10 protein-coding genes are annotated in these 18,070 nt (G+C 67.8%); 5 read left to right on the top strand and 5 right to left on the bottom strand.

Features of this window, described 5'->3' with window-relative positions; genetic code table 11:
• Window positions 1–176: 176 nt before the first annotated feature.
• From AB5S17_RS17200 to glgB, 3 genes are read left to right on the top strand one after another with little or no spacing between them, the layout of a single operon-like run.
• Complete coding sequence (locus tag AB5S17_RS17200; RefSeq protein WP_369241592.1) at window positions 177–2,213, top strand: alpha-1,4-glucan--maltose-1-phosphate maltosyltransferase; 2,037 nt, start codon at window positions 177–179, stop codon at window positions 2,211–2,213.
• A gap of 26 nt (window positions 2,214–2,239) precedes the next feature.
• On the top strand, window positions 2,240–5,569 hold the full coding sequence (gene treS, locus AB5S17_RS17195) for a maltose alpha-D-glucosyltransferase (RefSeq protein WP_369241590.1): 3,330 nt from the start codon (window positions 2,240–2,242) through the stop codon (window positions 5,567–5,569).
• 2 nt (window positions 5,570–5,571) lie between these two features.
• A complete protein-coding gene (glgB, locus tag AB5S17_RS17190; RefSeq protein WP_369241588.1) occupies window positions 5,572–7,794 on the top strand; it encodes a 1,4-alpha-glucan branching protein GlgB in 2,223 nt (740 codons plus the stop codon).
• 67 nt (window positions 7,795–7,861) lie between these two features.
• Here glgB and AB5S17_RS17185 read toward each other — a convergent pair whose 3' ends face one another.
• The 4 genes from AB5S17_RS17185 to AB5S17_RS17170 all read right to left on the bottom strand — a co-directional run bounded on the left by AB5S17_RS17185 (window position 7,862) and on the right by AB5S17_RS17170 (window position 13,715).
• Window positions 7,862–9,016, bottom strand: a complete 1,155-nt coding sequence (locus AB5S17_RS17185) for a GGDEF domain-containing protein (RefSeq protein ID WP_369241586.1) — start codon at window positions 9,014–9,016, stop codon at window positions 7,862–7,864.
• A 70-nt stretch (window positions 9,017–9,086) separates the two neighbouring features.
• The gene (locus AB5S17_RS17180) at window positions 9,087–10,292 is read right to left on the bottom strand and encodes a GGDEF domain-containing protein (protein ID WP_369241584.1); all 1,206 of its coding nucleotides are present in this window, start codon (window positions 10,290–10,292) and stop codon (window positions 9,087–9,089) included.
• Between the two features lie 40 nt (window positions 10,293–10,332).
• Entirely contained in the window at window positions 10,333–11,304 is a 972-nt protein-coding gene (locus AB5S17_RS17175) for a transglutaminase domain-containing protein (protein ID WP_369241582.1), read from the bottom strand.
• Window positions 11,301–13,715: a circularly permuted type 2 ATP-grasp protein gene (locus tag AB5S17_RS17170; RefSeq protein WP_369241580.1), complete on the bottom strand. Its 2,415-nt coding sequence runs from the start codon at window positions 13,713–13,715 to the stop codon at window positions 11,301–11,303. The genes AB5S17_RS17175 and AB5S17_RS17170 overlap by 4 nt, the downstream gene beginning before the upstream one ends.
• Window positions 13,716–13,892: 177 nt before the next feature.
• On the opposite strand from AB5S17_RS17170, the gene AB5S17_RS17165 reads away from it, so the two are divergent.
• Window positions 13,893–14,147, top strand: a complete 255-nt coding sequence (locus AB5S17_RS17165) for a type II toxin-antitoxin system HicA family toxin (protein ID WP_369241578.1) — start codon at window positions 13,893–13,895, stop codon at window positions 14,145–14,147.
• Window positions 14,144–14,476, top strand: coding sequence for a type II toxin-antitoxin system HicB family antitoxin (locus AB5S17_RS17160; RefSeq protein ID WP_369241576.1), 333 nt, complete (start codon window positions 14,144–14,146; stop codon window positions 14,474–14,476). Before AB5S17_RS17165 ends, AB5S17_RS17160 begins: the two co-directional genes overlap by 4 nt.
• 51 nt (window positions 14,477–14,527) lie before the next feature.
• Here the strand turns inward: AB5S17_RS17160 and AB5S17_RS17155 are convergent, their stop codons facing one another.
• Window positions 14,528–17,974, bottom strand: coding sequence for a DUF2126 domain-containing protein (locus tag AB5S17_RS17155; protein WP_369241574.1), 3,447 nt, complete (start codon window positions 17,972–17,974; stop codon window positions 14,528–14,530).
• Window positions 17,975–18,070: the final 96 nt, after the last annotated feature.

The raw sequence follows: 18,070 nt of genomic DNA, 5'->3' as shown, positions 1-18,070 counted from the left end.
GGGAATGCGCCTGCGCCCGCGCAAATTCGCCGACGACCGATCGAACCTTCCGGGCCTTTCGCGCATTCCGACTGGACATGCGGGTCCGGCTTCCTATCCCTTAACGTCAATTCGCCAGCACCGGCGGCGTCCGCCGCCTGTCCCTGTCCCGACCGGCATCTGGAGAAGGTTCGTCCATGGCAGACACCGTCGAAGCCCCGCGCAAGAGCAAGAAGGCCGGCCGCGGAAAGGATCCGGAGGGCGAGGCAAAACTCCTGGCGCTGGCTGAGAACCGGATCGCGATCGAGGGCGTCTCCCCGGAGATCGACGGCGGGCGGTTCGCGGTGAAGCGGGTGGAAGGCGAGCCGCTGACGGTCTCGGCGGACGTCTTCTCCGACGGCCACGACAAGATCGCCGCGGCGGTGATCTACGGCGCGGAAGGCTCGGACAAGTGGGACGAGGCGCCGCTGACCTTCGTCGAGAACGACCGCTGGACCGCGACGATCAGCTTCGACGCGCCGGGTCCCTACCGCTTCTCGATCATCGCCTGGCGCGACCTCTACGCGACGTGGCGGGACGAGGCGACGAAGAAGCTGGACGCCGACAAGCTGACCGACCTCGAGCTCACCGAAGCGCGGGAGCTGGTCGAGAAGGCGCAAGATTCCGGCCGCGGCTCGAAGGCCGACCAGAAGGCCCTCGCCAAGCTCCAGGAAAAGCTCGAGAAGCTCGCGGCCAAAGGCGATCGCGGCGGCCAGTATCAGCTGATGCAGGCGCCGGAGACGATCGCGCTGCTCGAGTCCGCTGGCCATCGCACCAACCTATCGCGCTATCCCGGCAACGTTCCCGTCTGGGTCGATCGAGAGCGGGCGGCCTTCTCGGCCTGGTACGAGATCTTCCCGCGCTCGCAGTCCGGCGACGTCAACCGCCACGGCACGTTCGACGACGTGGTGAGGCGCCTGCCCGACATCCGGGAGATGGGTTTCGACGTCCTCTACTTCCCGCCGATCCATCCGATCGGCAAGACCAACCGCAAGGGCAAGAACAACACGCTGACGCCCGCGCCGGACGATCCCGGCAGCCCCTACGCGATCGGCTCCAAGGACGGCGGCCACGATGCGCTGCATCCCGAACTCGGCTCGTTCGAGGACTTCGCCCGCATGGTGAAGGCGGCTCGCGAGCATGGGCTGGAGGTGGCGATCGACTTCGCCATCCAGTGCTCGCCGGACCATCCCTGGATCAAGCAGCACCCCGAATGGTTCGACTGGCGTCCGGACGGCACGATCAAGTTCGCCGAGAACCCGCCGAAGAAGTACGAGGACATCGTCAACGTCCACTTCTATCGCGGCGCGCTGCCCTCGATCTGGTATGCGCTGCGCGACATCGTCCTGTTCTGGCTGGGCAAGGGCGTCCGGATCTTCCGCGTGGACAACCCGCACACCAAGCCGTTCCCCTTCTGGGAGTGGATGATCGCCGAGGTGCACAAGGTCGATCCCGGCGTGATCTTCCTCGCCGAAGCCTTCACCCGGCCGAAGGTGATGAAGCGCCTCGGCAAGGTCGGCTACAACCAGTCCTATTCCTATTTCACCTGGCGCAATACCAAGTGGGAGCTGACGGAATATCTGACCGAGCTGACGAAGACGGAGTGCGCCGACTACATGCGGCCGAACTTCTTCGTCAACACGCCGGACATCAACCCGGTCTACCTCCAGACCTCCGGCCGGCCGGGCTTCAAGACGCGCCTCGCGCTCGCGGCGACGCTCGCCGGCAATTACGGCGTATATTCCGGCTTCGAGCTGTGCGAGTTCCTGCCCGTGCCCGGCAAGGAGGAGTACCTCAACTCCGAGAAGTACGAGATCCGCGCCTTCGACTGGAAGGCCGAGGGCAACATCCGCGACGACATCGCCTTCTTCAACCGGCTGCGGCAGGACGAGCCGGCGATGCGGCAGTTCCGGAACCTGCAGTTCTACAATTTCTGGAACGACCACGTCCTCTATTACGGCAAGCGGACCGAGGACCTCTCCTCCTTCCTGCTGTTCATCGTCTCGCTCGACCCGCACGCCTCGCAGGGCGGGCACTTCGAGGTGCCGATGTGGGAGTTCGGCCTGCCGGACGACGGCTCGGTGCACGCGCGCGACATGGTCACCGGCAACGAGTTCGCCTGGACCGGCAAGGTCCAGCACTGGTGGCTGAACCCGCAGGACCGTCCCTACGCCGTCTTCAAGATCACCCGCTGAGACAAGAGCCGAAGGCCGCCCATCCGATGAACGAATTCGTCTCCGTCGCGCCGACCGATGTCGTTGTCGCAGGTCCCGACCTGAAGGCAGCGGACTGGTACAAGGACGCGATCATCTACCAGCTGCACGTCAAGACCTTCGCCGATTCGAACGGCGACGGGATCGGCGACTTTCCGGGCCTTCTGGAAAAGCTCGACTACATCCAGGAACTCGGCGTCACGGCGATCTGGCTCCTGCCCTTCTATCCCTCGCCGCTGCGCGACGACGGCTACGACATCTCGGACTACCGGTCGGTCAACCCGTCCTATGGCGCGCTGGAGGACGTCGAGCGCCTGATCGACGAGGCGCACAAGCGCAACATGCGGGTGATCACCGAGCTGGTCATCAACCACACCTCGGACCAGCACCCCTGGTTCCAGGCGGCGCGAAAGGCGCCGAAGGGCAGCCCGGAGCGCGACTTCTACGTCTGGTCCGACGACGACAAGGGTTACGACCTCACCCGCATCATCTTCACCGACACCGAGACCTCCAACTGGACCTGGGACCCCGTCGCCCAGCAGTATTTCTGGCACCGCTTCTTCTCGCACCAGCCGGACCTCAACTTCGACAATCCGAAGGTGATGGAAGAGGTGCTGGCGACCATGCACTTCTGGCTCGACAAGGGCGTCGACGGGCTGCGGCTCGACGCGATCCCCTATCTCGTCGAGCGCGAGGGCACCAACAACGAGAACCTGCCGGAGACCCACGACGTCCTGAAGGCGATCCGCGCCGACCTCGACAAGCACTATCCCGACCGCATGCTGCTCGCCGAGGCCAATCAGTGGCCGGAGGATACGCGTCCGTATTTCGGCGAGGGCGACGAATGCCACATGGCGTTCCACTTCCCGCTGATGCCGCGCATGTACATGGCGCTGGCGCAGGAGGACCGGCACCCGATCACCGACATCATGCGGCAGACGCCGGAGATCCCCGAGAACTGCCAGTGGGCGATCTTCCTGCGCAACCACGACGAGTTGACGCTCGAAATGGTGACCGAGGAGGAGCGCGACTATCTCTGGCGCACCTACGCCTCCGACACGCGCGCCCGCATCAATCTCGGCATCCGCCGGCGCCTCGCGCCGCTGATGGGCAACGACCGGCGCAAGGTGGAACTCCTCAACGCGCTGCTGATGTCCATGCCCGGCACGCCGGTCGTCTACTATGGCGACGAGATCGGCATGGGCGACAACTACTATCTTGGCGACCGCGACGGCGTGCGCACCCCGATGCAGTGGTCGGCGGACCGCAATGGCGGCTTCTCCCGCGCCGACCCGCAACGGCTCTACCTGCCGGTGATCCAGGACCCGGTCTACGGCTATCAGGCCGTCAACGTCGAGGCGCAGTCGAACAATCCGGCCTCGCAGCTCAACTGGATGCGCCGGCTGATCCAGGTGCGGCGGACCAAGGAGGCCTTCGGGCGCGGCACGATCGATTTCCTGCTGCCGTCGAACCGCAAGATCCTCGCCTATCTCAGGACGCATGCCGAAGAGCGCATCCTCTGCGTCGCCAATCTCTCCGGCTCGGCGCAGGCGGTCGAGCTCGACCTCTCGGCCTATGCCGGCACCGTGCCGGTCGAGATGCTCGGGCTGTCGCCCTTCCCGCAGATCTCGGCGAACGGCAACTACGTCCTGACGCTGCCGGCCTACGGCTTCTTCTGGTTCGACCTGTCGGGCAAGACCGACGGCCTCGCGGGCCAGCCGACGCCGCTGCCGGACTTTGCGACGCTCGTCGCCGGCAAGGACATCGCGACCACCATCACGCCGCGCAACCGGCGCGAGCTGGAGACGGTGCTGCCGGACTTCATCGGCGGCCAGCGCTGGTATGCCGGCAAGTCCGAGCGCCCGCGGCGCCTGCAGATCGCGGTGATCGGGCCGGTCGCCAATTCCGGCCGCAATCTCCTGACCGAGGTGACGGTGACGGTCGGGGAGGAGGCGCAGCGCTACCTCCTGCCGCTGAGCGCGGTCTGGGGCGAGAGCCATTTCGGCCCGCAGGCGCCGGCGCTGCCCTATACCATCGCCAAGATCCGCCAGGGGCCGAAGGTCGGCGCGGTGATCGACGGGACGCGCAATCCGGATCTCGCCGAGCTGCTGATCCAGATCATCGCCGCCGGCAAGGACCTCGACCTCGGCGAGGCGAAGCTGCACGTCGAGGCCTCGGCGGCCCAGCGGGAGGCGCTGGAGCGCGCGCTTGCGGTCGAGTCAGGCGCCATCGTGCCGCTCGCCGCCGAGCAGTCGAACACCTCGCTGCTGGTCGGCGCGGAAGCGATCCTGAAATACTATCGCCGGCTGCGCGACGGCATCCAGCCCGAGCTGGAGGTCACGCGGTTCCTGACCGAGAAGACCGACTTCGACGCTGCGCCGGCTCTGCTCGGCTCGATCGAGCTGATCCGCGCCGACGGCAGCCGCACGGCGCTGGTCGCGATGTTCGCGCAGGTGCAGAATCAGGGCGACGCCTGGGCGGTGATCACCGACGCACTCGCCCGCTATCTGCGCGACCACGCCTATACCTATCCCCCCGTCGCCGACGAGGAGGGCGAGGTGGGAACGCCGAGCGAGCCGATGCTGACGATCCAGATCGATCCGGGCGAGGTGCTCGGCCGGCGGACCGGCGAGATGCATGCCGCGCTCGCCACCGTCACCGGCGATCCCGCCTTCGATCCGGAACCCGTCACGCCCGAATTCCTCGCCGACATGGTCGCCGAGGCCAAGCGCGAGGCGAGCGAGGCGCTGGCGATCCTCAGGCAGTCGGCAGCCAATGCCGGCGAGGCCAATGCCGAGGGCGTCGAGCGTCTGATCGGAGCGGAGAAGGACATCCTCACCTGGTTCGACGGCTTCGTCGATCTGAGGGTCGAGAGCCGGCGGATCCGCATCCACGGCGACTACCATCTCGGCCAGGTGCTGGTGGCCAAGAACGACGTCGTCATCCTCGACTTCGAGGGTGAGCCGGGCCGCTCGCTGGAAGACCGGCGTCGCAAGACCTCTCCCTTGCGCGACGTCGCCGGCATGCTGCGCTCCTTCGACTACGCCGCCTTCGCCGCGCGCGACAAGGCGGGGCCGGCGGACGAAGCGACGATGGCGCGGCTGGCCGAGATGGCCGAGAGCTGGCGGGACGAGACCACCCAGTCCTTCCTCGCCCACTGGAGCGAGGCGTCCGGAATTTCTCTTGCCGACGAGGCAACCTCCCGGCTGCTCGATCTCTTCGTCCTCCACAAGGCTTTCTACGAACTGCGCTACGAGGCGGCGATGCGACCCGCATGGCTGTCGATCCCCTTGCGCGGGATCATCGCGCTCCTCGAAAAACGGCAGGTACTGAAATGAACATGAGCACCGACACCGGCGCCGGCGCGGCGCCCATCGACCATCGTCCCGACGAGCACCAGGCCTACGAGTTCGAGCGCGGCGCCCATGGCGACCCGTTCTCCGTCCTCGGCCCGCATTATGTCGACGGCGGCGCGATCGTCCGTGCCTTCCGGCCCGGCGCCCACTGGGCCGCAGTCGTCGACACCGCCGGCAAGGAGCTGGGGCAGCTGGAATCCTTCGGCCCGGAAGGCTTCTTCTCCGGCTTCGTGCCCGGCCTCGATCGGTCCACGGCCTATCGTCTGCGCTTCAGCCATGGCGGCGGCACGCCCTGGGACGAGGAGGATACCTATCGTTTCGGCCCGATCCTCGGCGATCAGGACATCTACTTCCTGGCGCAGGGCAACCACTATCGGCTCTACGAGAAGCTCGGCGCGCACCCGCGTGAGATGGACGGCGTTGCGGGCGTCTCCTTCGCCGTCTGGGCGCCGAACGCGCGCCGCGTCTCCGTCGTCGGCCCGTTCAACTCGTGGGACGGGCGGCGCCACGTCATGCGCCTGCGCCACGACTGCGGCGTCTGGGAACTGTTCATTCCGCAGATCGGCAAGGGCGAGATCTACAAATACGAGGTCGTCGGCGCCGACGGCAACGTGCAGCCGCTGAAGGCCGATCCCGTCGGCTTCAAGCAGGAGCAGGCGCCGTCCACCGCCTCGATCGTCGAGGGCCTGATCGAGCACGAGTGGCAGGACGGCAAATTTCAGGCGCACGACACCGAGTGGCAGAACCGCGAGAAGCCGATCTCGATCTACGAGGTGCATCTCGGCTCCTGGCGCCGGGGCGACGGCAACACCTTCCTCGACTACGATGCGATCGCCAGGGATCTCGTCCCCTACGTCAAGGACATGGGCTTCACCCATGTCGAGTTCCTGCCGGTGTCCGAGCATCCGTTCTACGGATCCTGGGGCTACCAGCCGATCGGCCTCTTCGCGCCGACCTCGCGCTACGGCTCGCCGGAAGCCTTTGCGCGGCTGGTCGACGCGTTGCACCAGGAGGGCATCGGCGTGCTGCTCGACTGGGTGCCGGGGCATTTCCCGACCGACGTCCATGGCCTGGCCCGCTTCGACGGGACGTCGATCTATGAACATCCCGACCCGCGGCGCGGCTTCCACAAGGACTGGAACACGCTGATCTACGACTACGGCCGGAATGAGGTGAAGAACTACCTCGTCGCCAACGGCCTATACTGGCTCGACCAGTTCCACATCGACGGGCTGCGTGTCGATGCGGTCGCCTCGATGCTCTATCTCGACTATTCCCGCAATGCCGGCGAGTGGGAGCCGAACATCCATGGCGGGCGCGAGAACCTCGAGGCGATCGCCTTCCTGAAGGACACCAACGAGCGCGTCGGCGAGTACTTCCCCAAGGCGACGACGCATGCCGAGGAATCGACCGCCTTTCCGGACGTCTCGCGGCCGACCTATGCCGGCGGCCTCGGCTTTCACTTCAAGTGGAACATGGGCTGGATGCACGACACCCTGCATTACATGCAGGAGGACCCGATCAACCGGCGCTACCATCACCACCACATGACCTTCGGCATGGTCTATGCCTATTCGGAGAACTTCGTCCTGCCGCTCAGCCATGACGAGGTGGTCTACGGAAAGGGCTCGCTGATCGGCAAGATGCCGGGCGACCAGTGGCAGAAGTTCGCCAATCTGCGCGCCTATTTCGGCTTCATGTGGACCCATCCCGGCAAGAAGCTGATCTTCATGGGCGGCGAGTTCGCCCAGTCGGCCGAGTGGAACCACGACCAGTCGCTCGACTGGCACCTGCTCGAATACAGCGAGCACAAGGGGGTCCAGCGGCTCGTGCGCGACCTCAACACGATGTACCGCGAGATTCCGGCGCTGCATCAGCTCGACTGCGACCCGGCCGGCTTCGAGTGGATCGACACGGCGAATGTCGACCAGAGCGTCATCGCCTTCCTGCGCAAGGACCGCGAGGGCCGCTCGGTGCTGATCGTCTCCAACTTCACGCCGGTGCCGCGCCACGACTACCGGGTGGGTGTGCCGTCCGCGGGGCGCTGGAGCGAGCGGCTGAACACCGATGCCGAGATCTACGGCGGGTCGAATGTCGGCAATATGGGCGGCAAGGAGGCCGAGGAGCATTCGGTCAACGGTCGGCCCTATTCGATCTCGCTGACGCTGCCGCCGCTGGCGACCATCGCCCTCGTCCACGAGAGATAGGGCGTCTGCTTCGGCGTCGCCCGGGCCGTGGAAGCGGCCGGGCGATCGTGGCGGAAGCATGTTCGGGCTATGCCCGCTGCGCGACTTCGACGCGGTTTCGCCCGGCTCGCTTGGCATCGTAGAGCGCTGCGTCCGCCGTCGACAGCGCGTCCTGCAGTTCGCCCGCTCTGCTGATCTCGGCAACGCCGACGCTCACAGCGGCGCCGACCGGCTGGCCCCGGAAGATCAGGGCGCGTTCGGCGAAGTCCCGGCGGATCGCCTCCGCGACGAGGGCCGCATCCTCCGCGGTGCGGCCGGGAAGGCAGACCGCGAACTCTTCGCCGCCGAGCCGGCCGCAGAAGTCCTGCGGGCCGAGATGAAGCCGCACCGTCGCGCACAAGAGGCGCAGAATGTCGTCCCCGAAGGCATGACCGAACGTGTCGTTGATGCGCTTGAAGTGATCGAGGTCGAGAACGGCGATACTGCCGCCCCCGGGGCCGGACCGCTTGCCTGAAAGGGCGAGGCTGGCGTTCTGCTCGAACGAGCGCCGATTGCCGATGCCGGTGAGGAAGTCGGTTTCGGCCAGCTGCCGCAGAGCGTCTTCCTCGCGTTCGCGGGCAATGGCGATCAGCAGGAAGGCGATCACCACGACGGCGATGGCCCCTTCGAAGATGATCGGTGTGAAGGCGAAGCCGGTCATCCGCAGATCGTCCAGCACCGCCCCCGGCACGCCCAGCAGCGCGACCCGCAGCGCGTGAACCAGGCCGTGCACGGCGAAGACGCAGGCCAGGAGCCGGATGAAGAAGGTGCGGTTTCCGTCCCCGTTCAAGAGGAGCCAGGAGGCGACGAAGGAGAAGGCCGTCATCACCGACGACTGAAGGAAGATCCGTATCTCGATCGAGGAGAATTCCGGGCAGAACATCCAGAAGGCGAGCCAGATCGCCGGAGCGGGCAGCGCGAAGAGAACGATGCCCTTGCGTCCCGTGAACTGGGCGATGCCGCAGACGATGAAGCCGAAACCGGTGCTGAGGAAGAGGTTGCACATGCCGATTGCCAGCCAGTCGAGCCCCGGCAGGAGGCGCAACGGCGCGGTCGCGGCGCCTGCGGCGATACCGAGGAACCCGGCCGCCCACCAGATCATGGCCCCCGTCGCGAGCTTGCGCCATTCCGCCAGGATCGCCAGCGCGACGACGAAGGCGATTCCCGCGAGGACGAGGTAGATGGTGGGGACGTCGACGTGCATGGCCCCTTCCGACATGAATACGGGATGCGATTGGCCATACATCGCGAAAATAGAGGAAGTCTTACCGCACTCAGGCCGGAGCAGCGGACCGCGTCTGCGAGCAGGGCTGGCTGCCTGACATCTCCGCTTCGGGCTCCGCCGCGATCACCTTGTTCCGGCCGCCGGACTTCGCCCGGTAGAGCGCCCCGTCCGCAAGCCTGGTGAGGGTGTCGAGGCTTCCGGCCTCGGCGGCCGACGCGATGCCGATGCTCACCGTGGACTTGACGGACCGCCCGTCGATGACATCCGCGGCTTCGGCGAAGCTGCGCCGGATCGCATTTGCCGTGCGCGTTGCGCTCTCAACGTTCTGGCCCGGCAAGAGGACGGCGAATTCCTCGCCGCCCAGACGGGCGAACAGGTCGGCGGGACCGAGATGCCCCGCGACGATCGCGGCGAACATCTGCAGCACCTCGTCCCCGAAGGCATGGCCATGGGTGTCGTTGAGACGCTTGAAGTTGTCGATGTCTATGATGAGGAGAGAGGTGTTCGGGTTCGTGCGGCGCGGCGCCAGCGCCAGCGCCACCCGCGCCTTGAGGGCGAAGGCCCTCCGATTGTCGATGCCGGTGAGGAAGTCCGTCTCGGCGAGGCGCTTCAGCGAGACCTCGCGTCGGTCGCGTCCGACCGCAAGGAGAAGATAGCCGAGCAGCACCGATGCGAGCACGCCCTCGAACATCACCGAGGTGAAGCTGAAGCCGGTCATCAGCCGCGCGTCAAGGACCGATCCGCTCAGCGAGACCATGGCGATCCGCACGGCGAAGAAGACGGCACGGATCGTGAAGACCCAGCCGACGGTCTTCACCAGGGCGTTGGCGCGCGGCATCTGCAGAAGCAGGACTCCGGCGACCGCGGAGTAGACGACGACGGAGAAGGACTGGACGACGATGCGGGCGAAGACGTCGTCCGAAAGCGGCGAGAACAGCCAGAACAGCAGCCAGACGATGCAGCCGAGCGGCCACAGCGCGGTCAGCTTTCTATGGCCCGTGAAGCTGGCGATGCCCGCGAAGAGCCCGCCGTAGCCGCCGATCGTCAGGGCATTGCTGAGCCCGATCGCCAGGACGTCGAGGCCGATCTGGCGCAGCGGCGTCAGGGCGCTGCCGATTCCGATCACGAGGAAGGCGGGGCTCCACCAGGCGAGCGCCGGCTCGCCGCCCTTCCGCCATTCCATCAGCATCGCGCCGGAGGCGATCGTGCAGGTTCCCGCCATCAGGAGGAGCATTGTTGTGACGTCGAACTGCATGACCCACTGACCGACTGGCAACCAAACCGTTTGCCAAGGGCTACAGTGAAAACGTCGAGGAAATCTTACGATCCTTGGAAGAACTTGGTTTTTCACTCGCAGAAGTTGCCGATGTCTCCCGCATCGGAAGCGACGGATCCTCATGCGGCACCACGTCAACGGCGTGATAGGATCTTTGCGGACCAGCCGTCACGAGCACGCCGGCAACCGGCGCGACATCGTCGTAGTCGCGGCCGAGCGCGACGGCGATATGGCCGTCCCCGGCCAGGACGCCGTTGGTCGGGTCGAAGCCGACCCAGCCGCAATCCGGCCCGAGCCATGCCGTCACCCAGGCGTGCATGGCGTCCGCTCCTTCCAGCCGCGGCTGGCCGGGCGGCGGATCGGTCCGCAGGAAGCCGCTGACATAGCCGGCCGGGATGCCGTTCGCCCGCAGCCCGGCGATCATCACATGCGCGAAGTCCTGGCAGACGCCGCGCCTTTCGGCGAAGGCCGCGGCGGCCCCTGTTCCGACATCGGTGGCGCCTGGCCGATAGGCGAAGTCGGCCTTGATCCGCATCGCGAGGGACAGGATCGCGGCACCGGCACCGGCCTCGTTGTCGAGACATTCGGCGGCGTAGGTCCGCACCGGATCCGGCAGGGCGATGCGCCGGCTGCGGCCGAGAAAGTGCATGGGCGCGTCCGGGCCGCCGCTGCGGCAGAGACGGGCCGCGTCCGCCAGCCGGCCAAGCGGCGGTGTGGCCGCGAGGTCGACGGCCCGACGCGAGACTTCGACACGGGCGCGCATCTCCAGATCCAGCCGGCTGTGGGGCCGGTAGAGCGTTGCCGAGTCCATCGGGTTGCCGAAGAAGTCGGCCTCGGCAAAGCTCTCGTCGGGCTCCGGCGCGACGGCGAGCGCCGAGCTGACGACGCGCTGGCCGGGCTCCGTCCGCGGGCGAACGCGCAGGACATGCCGCGCGTCGGCGACGCTGCCGGCATAGTCGTGGCCGATCTTCAGGACGAGGTCGTAGATCATTCCGATTCCTCGTGACCGGGACCACGCCGCGGGCTGGAGAGGAGATAGCGGCGGGTGAAGAGATCGGAGATGTCGGCGAGGTCGCCGCCGATGCGGGTGAGGAAGGCCGGCGCCACCTCCTGCGCCTCGGCCGTCTGCAGCCGGACGCGCAGGCGCGCCAGCCGCCGGAACAGCATGTCCGGCGTTTCCCCAGCGTCCATTCCCGGCAGCGCCGAGACCGCCTCGAACAGGGCGTTGGCCTGGAAGGCGACGGAGCGAGGATTGAGCGGATCGAGGACGGTCAGGTCGACGACGGTCTCGCGGGAGAGGTCGACGAAATAGCGCCGCCGATAGGTGACGCTGGAATCGGAAAAGCCGAGCAGCGCCTCCAGGGCGCCCTCCGGTGGCTCGCCGGACAGAAGCGAGGCGGCGATGCGCGCCGACATCTGCGCGCGTTCGAGGCTCCGGCCGGACTGCATGAAGCGCCAGCCGAGGAACTGGTACATGTTCTCCTGGACGAGCCCGGCGAAACCAGAGAGGTGGGTGAGGATCGCGCTGGTCAGCCCGACCAGCTCGGTTCCGTCGTCGTCCTGTGCCTCGACGATCAGCCGGACGATCTCGCGCAGCGTGCGCCAGCCGTCCGGCGAAAACCGGTCGCGGATGCGCGAGGCGGTATCGGCCGCCTGGCGGGCGAGCGCGAGGAGCCCGCGCACCGGGTCGCCGGGCGGAACGGTCACGCCGAGCTCCGCGAGAAGGCCGCCGATCCGCATTTCCAGCTCACCGGCTTTCCAGCCCTCGCCGGTCCGGGCGCCGTAGAGCCTGAGGAGACGTGTCGCCACTTCGCAGCGCTCGGCATAGCGGCCGAGCCAGTAGAGATTGTCCGCAGCGCGGGCGGGAACGGCGCCGGGGAGCCGGCGCGCGAAGCGCGTCCCGCCGGTGCCGATCAGGGTGACCGGCCTCGGCGGGTTGTCCGACGGGATCCAGACATCGGTCGAGCCGCCGCCGCGCTGCAGCGAGACCACGCGCGCGTCCCGGGAATCCGATATGCGGGCAAAGCCGCCGGGCATGACGTGCCAGCCGTCGCGGTCGCGCGCCAGGAAGACCCGCAGCGTCACCGGTCGCGGCTCCAGCCTGCCTGCGACGAACACCGGCGCGGTCGAGAGCGCCGCCACCTCCTGCGCGACGATCGCGGTTCCTTCGCGACGCATCAGCTCGTCGAAGCCGCGCGCGGAAAGCCTTGTGATCTCCTCCGCCGCAGGCAGGCCGGCGGCGGCATCGGCGGCGGGCGGAAAGGCCGGCGCCAGTTGCAGCCGCTCGCGGTGCGCCGTCACGTAGGCGCGCGCCGCCTCCTGGCCGCACCACCAGGTGGCGATCGTCGGCAGCATCAGTTCGGTGCCGATCGTCGCCCGGGCGAGAGCCGGCTGGAAAGCCAAGAGGCCGGCCGTCTCCAGAAGGCCGGAGCCGAGCGCATTGACCGTGACGAGGGCGCCGGAGCGCACCGCCCGCAGGAATCCGGGCGTGCCGATGCGCGAGCCGCCGAAAAGCTCCAGCGGATCGCAGAAGTCAGCGTCGAGCCGCCGCCACAGGACGCGGATCGGGCGGAAACCGTCCACCGTCCTCACCTCGGCGCGATCGTGGTGGACGACGAGATCGCCGCCCTCCAGCAGCAGCAGGCCGAGATAGCGGGCGAGATAGGCGTGCTCGTAATAGGTCTCGTTGTGCGGGCCCGGCGTCAAAAGGCCGATGCGCGTGACATCCGGCCCCGCCAGATCGTAGAGCGTGTCGCGGAAGCGCATGAAGAAGGGTGCCAGCCGCTCGACGTTCATCTCCCGGCTGATGTCGGGAAAGGCCTTCGACGTCGCGACGCGGTTCTCCAGCGCGAAGCCCGCGCCCGACGGCGCCTGCGTCCGGTCGCCGAGCACCCACCAGCGCCCGTCCGGCCCGCGGCCGAGGTCGATCGCGATGAAGCGGATCAGCGGCGCGCCGGAAAGGCCCTGCTGGCTCAGCGGGCGCAGGAATTCCGGGTTCTGGCCGACCAGCGCGCCGGGGATCACCCCGTCGCGGACGAGCCGCCGCTCGCCGTAGAGGTCGGCGATCACCCTTTCCAGGAACTCCGCCCGCTGGACGAGCCCCTCCGACAGCGTCGCCCACTCGGCCGGGTCGAGGACGAGCGGCGGCTGGGCGAGCGGCCATTCATGCGTCTGCTCGGCCGCGTCGCCGGAGCCGTAGACCTGGTGGAACACGCCGGCTTCGGAGAGATACTGACGCGCCGAGGAAAAGCGCGCCTCGCGCTCGCTGCGGGGCATCGTCGAAAGCGCGTTGAGGAGCGGCGCGTAATGCGGCCGCACGCCGCCCCCCGGCGCGATCATCTCGTCGCGGCCCACACCGACGAGGCTCGCATAGCTTGGAAGGGCGGTGGATTCGCTGGTCACGGGGCTCCAGGGAAGAGACGGCGGCGGTGGTTGTGTACCCACCGCTGGCTTTCCTGGCGGCGTGGCAAGGCGATGTCCTCGCCTCATGATGATACCGTATTCGAATGCGCCCGGATCTGGGAAGGCGCCTTGAACGCTCCTGCTTGCAGATTGTGCTAGCAAAGGCCATATTGCCGCATGAACAGCCGTCAGCGGAAGACGCTCGAAGCGGTGTTTGCAAATCCGGTCTCCGGCACGATCGCCTGGGCCGATACCGAGGGCCTGCTTCTCGCCGCGGGCTGTCGCCTGATCGAAGGGAGCGGCTCGCGCGTCCGCTTCGAGAAGGATGGCCTCGTCGCGAGCTTTCATCGTCCGCATCCGGGGCGGGAGGCGAAGCGTTACCAAGTCCGGGATGCGCGGGAATATCTGGAAAAGCTGGGAATGCGGCCATGAGCATGCTCACCTACCGCGGCTATACGGCGAAGGTCGACGTCGATGTCGATGATGACATCCTCGTCGGGCGGATCCTCGGCATCAACGATGTGATCGGCTTCCACGCCGACGATCCGAAGAGCATCCGGGCGGCCTTTCAGGAGGCCGTGGACGATTATCTCGATACCTGCGCGAAGGTCGGAAAGGAGCCGGACAAGGCTTATTCCGGAAAGATGCTGTTCCGCGTCGACCCGGCACTCCATCGAAGCGCAGCGATCGCCGCCGCCGCGGCCGACCAGAGCCTGAACGAGTGGGGCGAGGCGGTGCTGCGCAAGGCCGTCGAAGGCTGAAGCCGCGCAGGGCTGAGCGATCCCCGATGATCCGGGCCCTGCCGCTAAACGTCACATCACCGCCAGCCCCGCCGGCCGCCTGAGATCCAGCGTCATCGGGAACGACGGGTCTGGGATCTCCCGCACCGGCTCATAGCCGCCGGGCGTATGCCCGATGTCCTCGAACCGCGCGAGGCGCCGGGCCTCCGCCTCGTAGGCGTTGACCGGGAAGACGTCGTAGTTGCGCCCGCCGGGATGGGCGACGTGGTAGACGCAGCCGCCGAGCGAGCGCTGCGACCAGCGATCGTAGATGTCGAAGGTGAGCGGCGCATGCACCGGGATCGTCGGGTGCAGGCCCGAGGCCGGCTGCCAAGCCTTGAAACGGACGCCGGCGACCGCCTCCTGGCCCCGTCCGGTCGGTGTCAACGGCACCTCCCGACCGTTGCAGGTGACGACGTGGCGCGCCGCCTCGAAGTTCGAGAGCTTCACCTGCAGCCGTTCGACGGAGGAATCGACGAAGCGCACCGTGCCGCCGATCGCCCCGGTCTCGCCCATCACGTGCCAGGGCTCCAAGGCCTGCCGCAGCTCCAGCGAGACGCCCTCGCGCTCGATCCGGCCGCAGAAGGGGAAGCGGAACTCGGCCTGCGCCTCGAACCATTCCGGACGCAGCGCATAGCCGGCGCGGCCGAGATCGCCGAGCACGTCGAGGAAGTCGGCCCAGACGAATTCCGGCAGCATGAAGCGGTCGTGGAGGCTGGTGCCCCAGCGCACGAACTTGCCCTCTTCCGGGCGCTTCCAGAACTTCATGATCAGCGCCCGGATCAGCAGCTGCTGGGCGAGGCTCATCCGCGCGTCCGGGGGCATTTCGAAGCCGCGGAACTCGACGAGGCCGAGCCGGCCAGTCGGCCCGTCCGGCGAATAGAGCTTGTCGATGCAGATCTCGGCGCGATGGGTGTTGCCGGTGACGTCGATCAGGAGGTTGCGGAACAGGCGGTCGACGAGCCAGGGCGGCGTCGCGGAGGAGACGGCCGGCATCTGCGCCATCGCGATCTCCAGCTCGTAGAGCTGGTCGTGCCGCGCCTCGTCGATGCGTGGTGCCTGGCTGGTCGGGCCGATGAACAGGCCGGAGAAGAGGTAGGAGAGCGAGGGGTGCCGCTGCCAGTAGAGCACCAGCGACTTCAACAGGTCCGGCCGGCGCAGGAACGGCGAGTCGAGCGGCGTCGCGCCGCCGACGACGACATGGTTGCCGCCGCCGGTGCCGGCATGCTTGCCGTCGATCATGAACTTGTCGGTGCCGAGCCGCGACTGGCGCGCGTCCTCGTAAACGCCGGTGGTGATCGCCTTGGCCTCCTCCCAGGAGGCGGCCGGATGGACGTTGACCTCGATGACGCCGGGGTCCGGGGCGACGCGGATGACGTTCAGCCGCGGATCGTGCGGCGGGGCGTAGCCCTCGATCTGAACCGGAAGGTTCTCCGCTTCTGCGACCTGTTCGATCGCGCCGAGGAGATCGAGATAGGCCTCGGCGGTCTCGAGCGGCGGCATGAAGACGCAGAGCTTGCCCTCGCGCGGCTCGATCGACAGGGCGGTGCGCACGGCGCCGTCGATCTCGCCGGGCCCGGAACCCGGCGCGCCGAAGGTCATGATCTGGACCGGGAGATTGGAGGCTCCGCTCGGATTGCCGAGCGGCGGCAGCGACTGGCGCATCGCGCCTGCCGGCCCCTCCATCGCCTGGCTCATCCCTGCCTGCAGGGGGCTGTCGGGGTCGCCGTCTCCGCGCTCCTGGCTCTGCATCTCCAGCCGCCCGTATTGCGTCCGGTTCTGCGGCGGCAGCGGCGGGAAGGGCTGGGTCGGATCGGCGGGATGGATAAAGGGATAGTCGCCGGGCTTCAGATAGGGCAGGGACCCGAGCGGCAGGCGGTAGCCGAGGGCGGAATCGCCGGGCACGAGGAAGAGGTGCCCCCGGCGCGTGCGCCAGCGCTCAGAGACCCAGCGCACGGAGCGGTCGCGCCCCTGCCAGGCCTGGACGGGCAGGACGTAGCCGGTCGGGCGCGACAGGCCGCGCTCGAACACCTTGGCGAGACGCGCCCGCTCCTCCCGGTCCTCGAGCTTCGAATCCGTCGGCTCGACATTGTCCGGCAGCTGCGCCTCGCGGGCGATCCAATAGGCCGCGTCCTCGAAGGCCGGGGCGACATTGTCGGCCGAAACGCCGAGCGCCTCCGCGACCTTCGTCGCCAGCCGCTCGGCCTCGTCCGGCCCGGCGGGACCCGACTCGGTCTCGCGGGCGACGAGGCCCTCGTTATTCCAGATCGGGACGCCGTCCTTGCGCCAGTAGAGCGAGAAGGTCCAGCGCGGCAGCGTCTCGCCGGGATACCACTTGCCCTGGCCGTAATGCAGGAAACCGCCGGGCGCGAAGCGCTCGCGCAGCCGGCGGATCAGGGCGTCGGCGAGGCCGCGCTTCTTCGGGCCGGTGGCGTCGGCATTCCATTCGGGGGATTCGAAGTCGTCGATCGAGACGAAGGTCGGCTCGCCGCCCATGGTGAGGCGCACGTCGTTGGCCGCGAGGTCCGCGTCGACGGTCTTGCCGAGGGCATCGAGCGCCTGCCAGCTCTCCTCGGAGAAGGGGTAGGAGACGCGCGGGCGCTCCGAGATGCGGGTCACCGTCATCTCGAAGTCGAAGGTGACCTCGGCGAAATCGACGCCGCCGGTGATCGGGGCGGCGGAGCGGTAGTGCGGGGTCGCGGCGAGCGGGATGTGGCTCTCGCCGGTCAAGAGCCCCGAGGTCGGGTCGAGGCCGATCCAGCCGGCGCCCGGCAGATACACCTCGGCCCAGGCGTGGAGGTCCGTGAAGTCGACGCTGGTGCCGGCCGGCCCGTCGATCGCCACCTTGTCCGGCTTCAGCTGGATCAGGTAGCCGGAGACGAAGCGGGCGGCGAAGCCGAGATGCCGCAGAATCTGGACGAGCAGCCAGGACGTGTCCCGGCAGGAGCCGGAGCCGTTCTCCAGCGTCTCCTCCGGCGTCTGTACGCCGGGTTCCAAGCGCACGAGATAGGCGATCTTCTGCTGCAGGTCCCGGTTCAGGCCGACGAGGAAGTTCACCGTGTTCAGCTCGCTGCGGTCGAGCGTCCGGAGGAATTCCGTCAGCAGCGGCCCCGCGGGCTCGGCGCCGAGATAGGCCGACAGGTCGCTGCGCAGCGGCTCCTCATAGGTGAACGGCCAGCGCTCGGCGGCCTCCTCCACGAAGAAGTCGAACGGGTTGTAGACCGTCATGTCGGCGAGAAGATCGACCTCGACGCGGAACTCCGTCGTCTTCTCCGGGAAGACGAAGCGGGCGAGATGGTTGCCGAACGGGTCCTGCTGCCAGTTGACGAAGTGGGGCTCGGGCAGGACCTTCAGCGAGTAGGACGGCACGCGCGTGCGCGAATGCGGGGCGGGACGAAGCCTGATGATCTGGGGGCCGAGATGGACGGGGCGGTCGTATCGGTAGTGGGTAACGTGATGAAGCGCTGCGAGGATGGACATCCGTGCCCCTTCGTGCCGTCCTGATCATTCGTTCGCCTTGGACCATATAGGCTGGCGGCATGGCGGCAAGCGCTGCAGTGCGGAAGGCGTCACGAT

Source organism: Jiella sp. M17.18 (genome assembly GCF_041027365.1).
Lineage (GTDB): Bacteria > Pseudomonadota > Alphaproteobacteria > Rhizobiales > Rhizobiaceae > VKMB-3413.
This window is presented reverse-complemented; position numbering and strand designations above follow the sequence as displayed.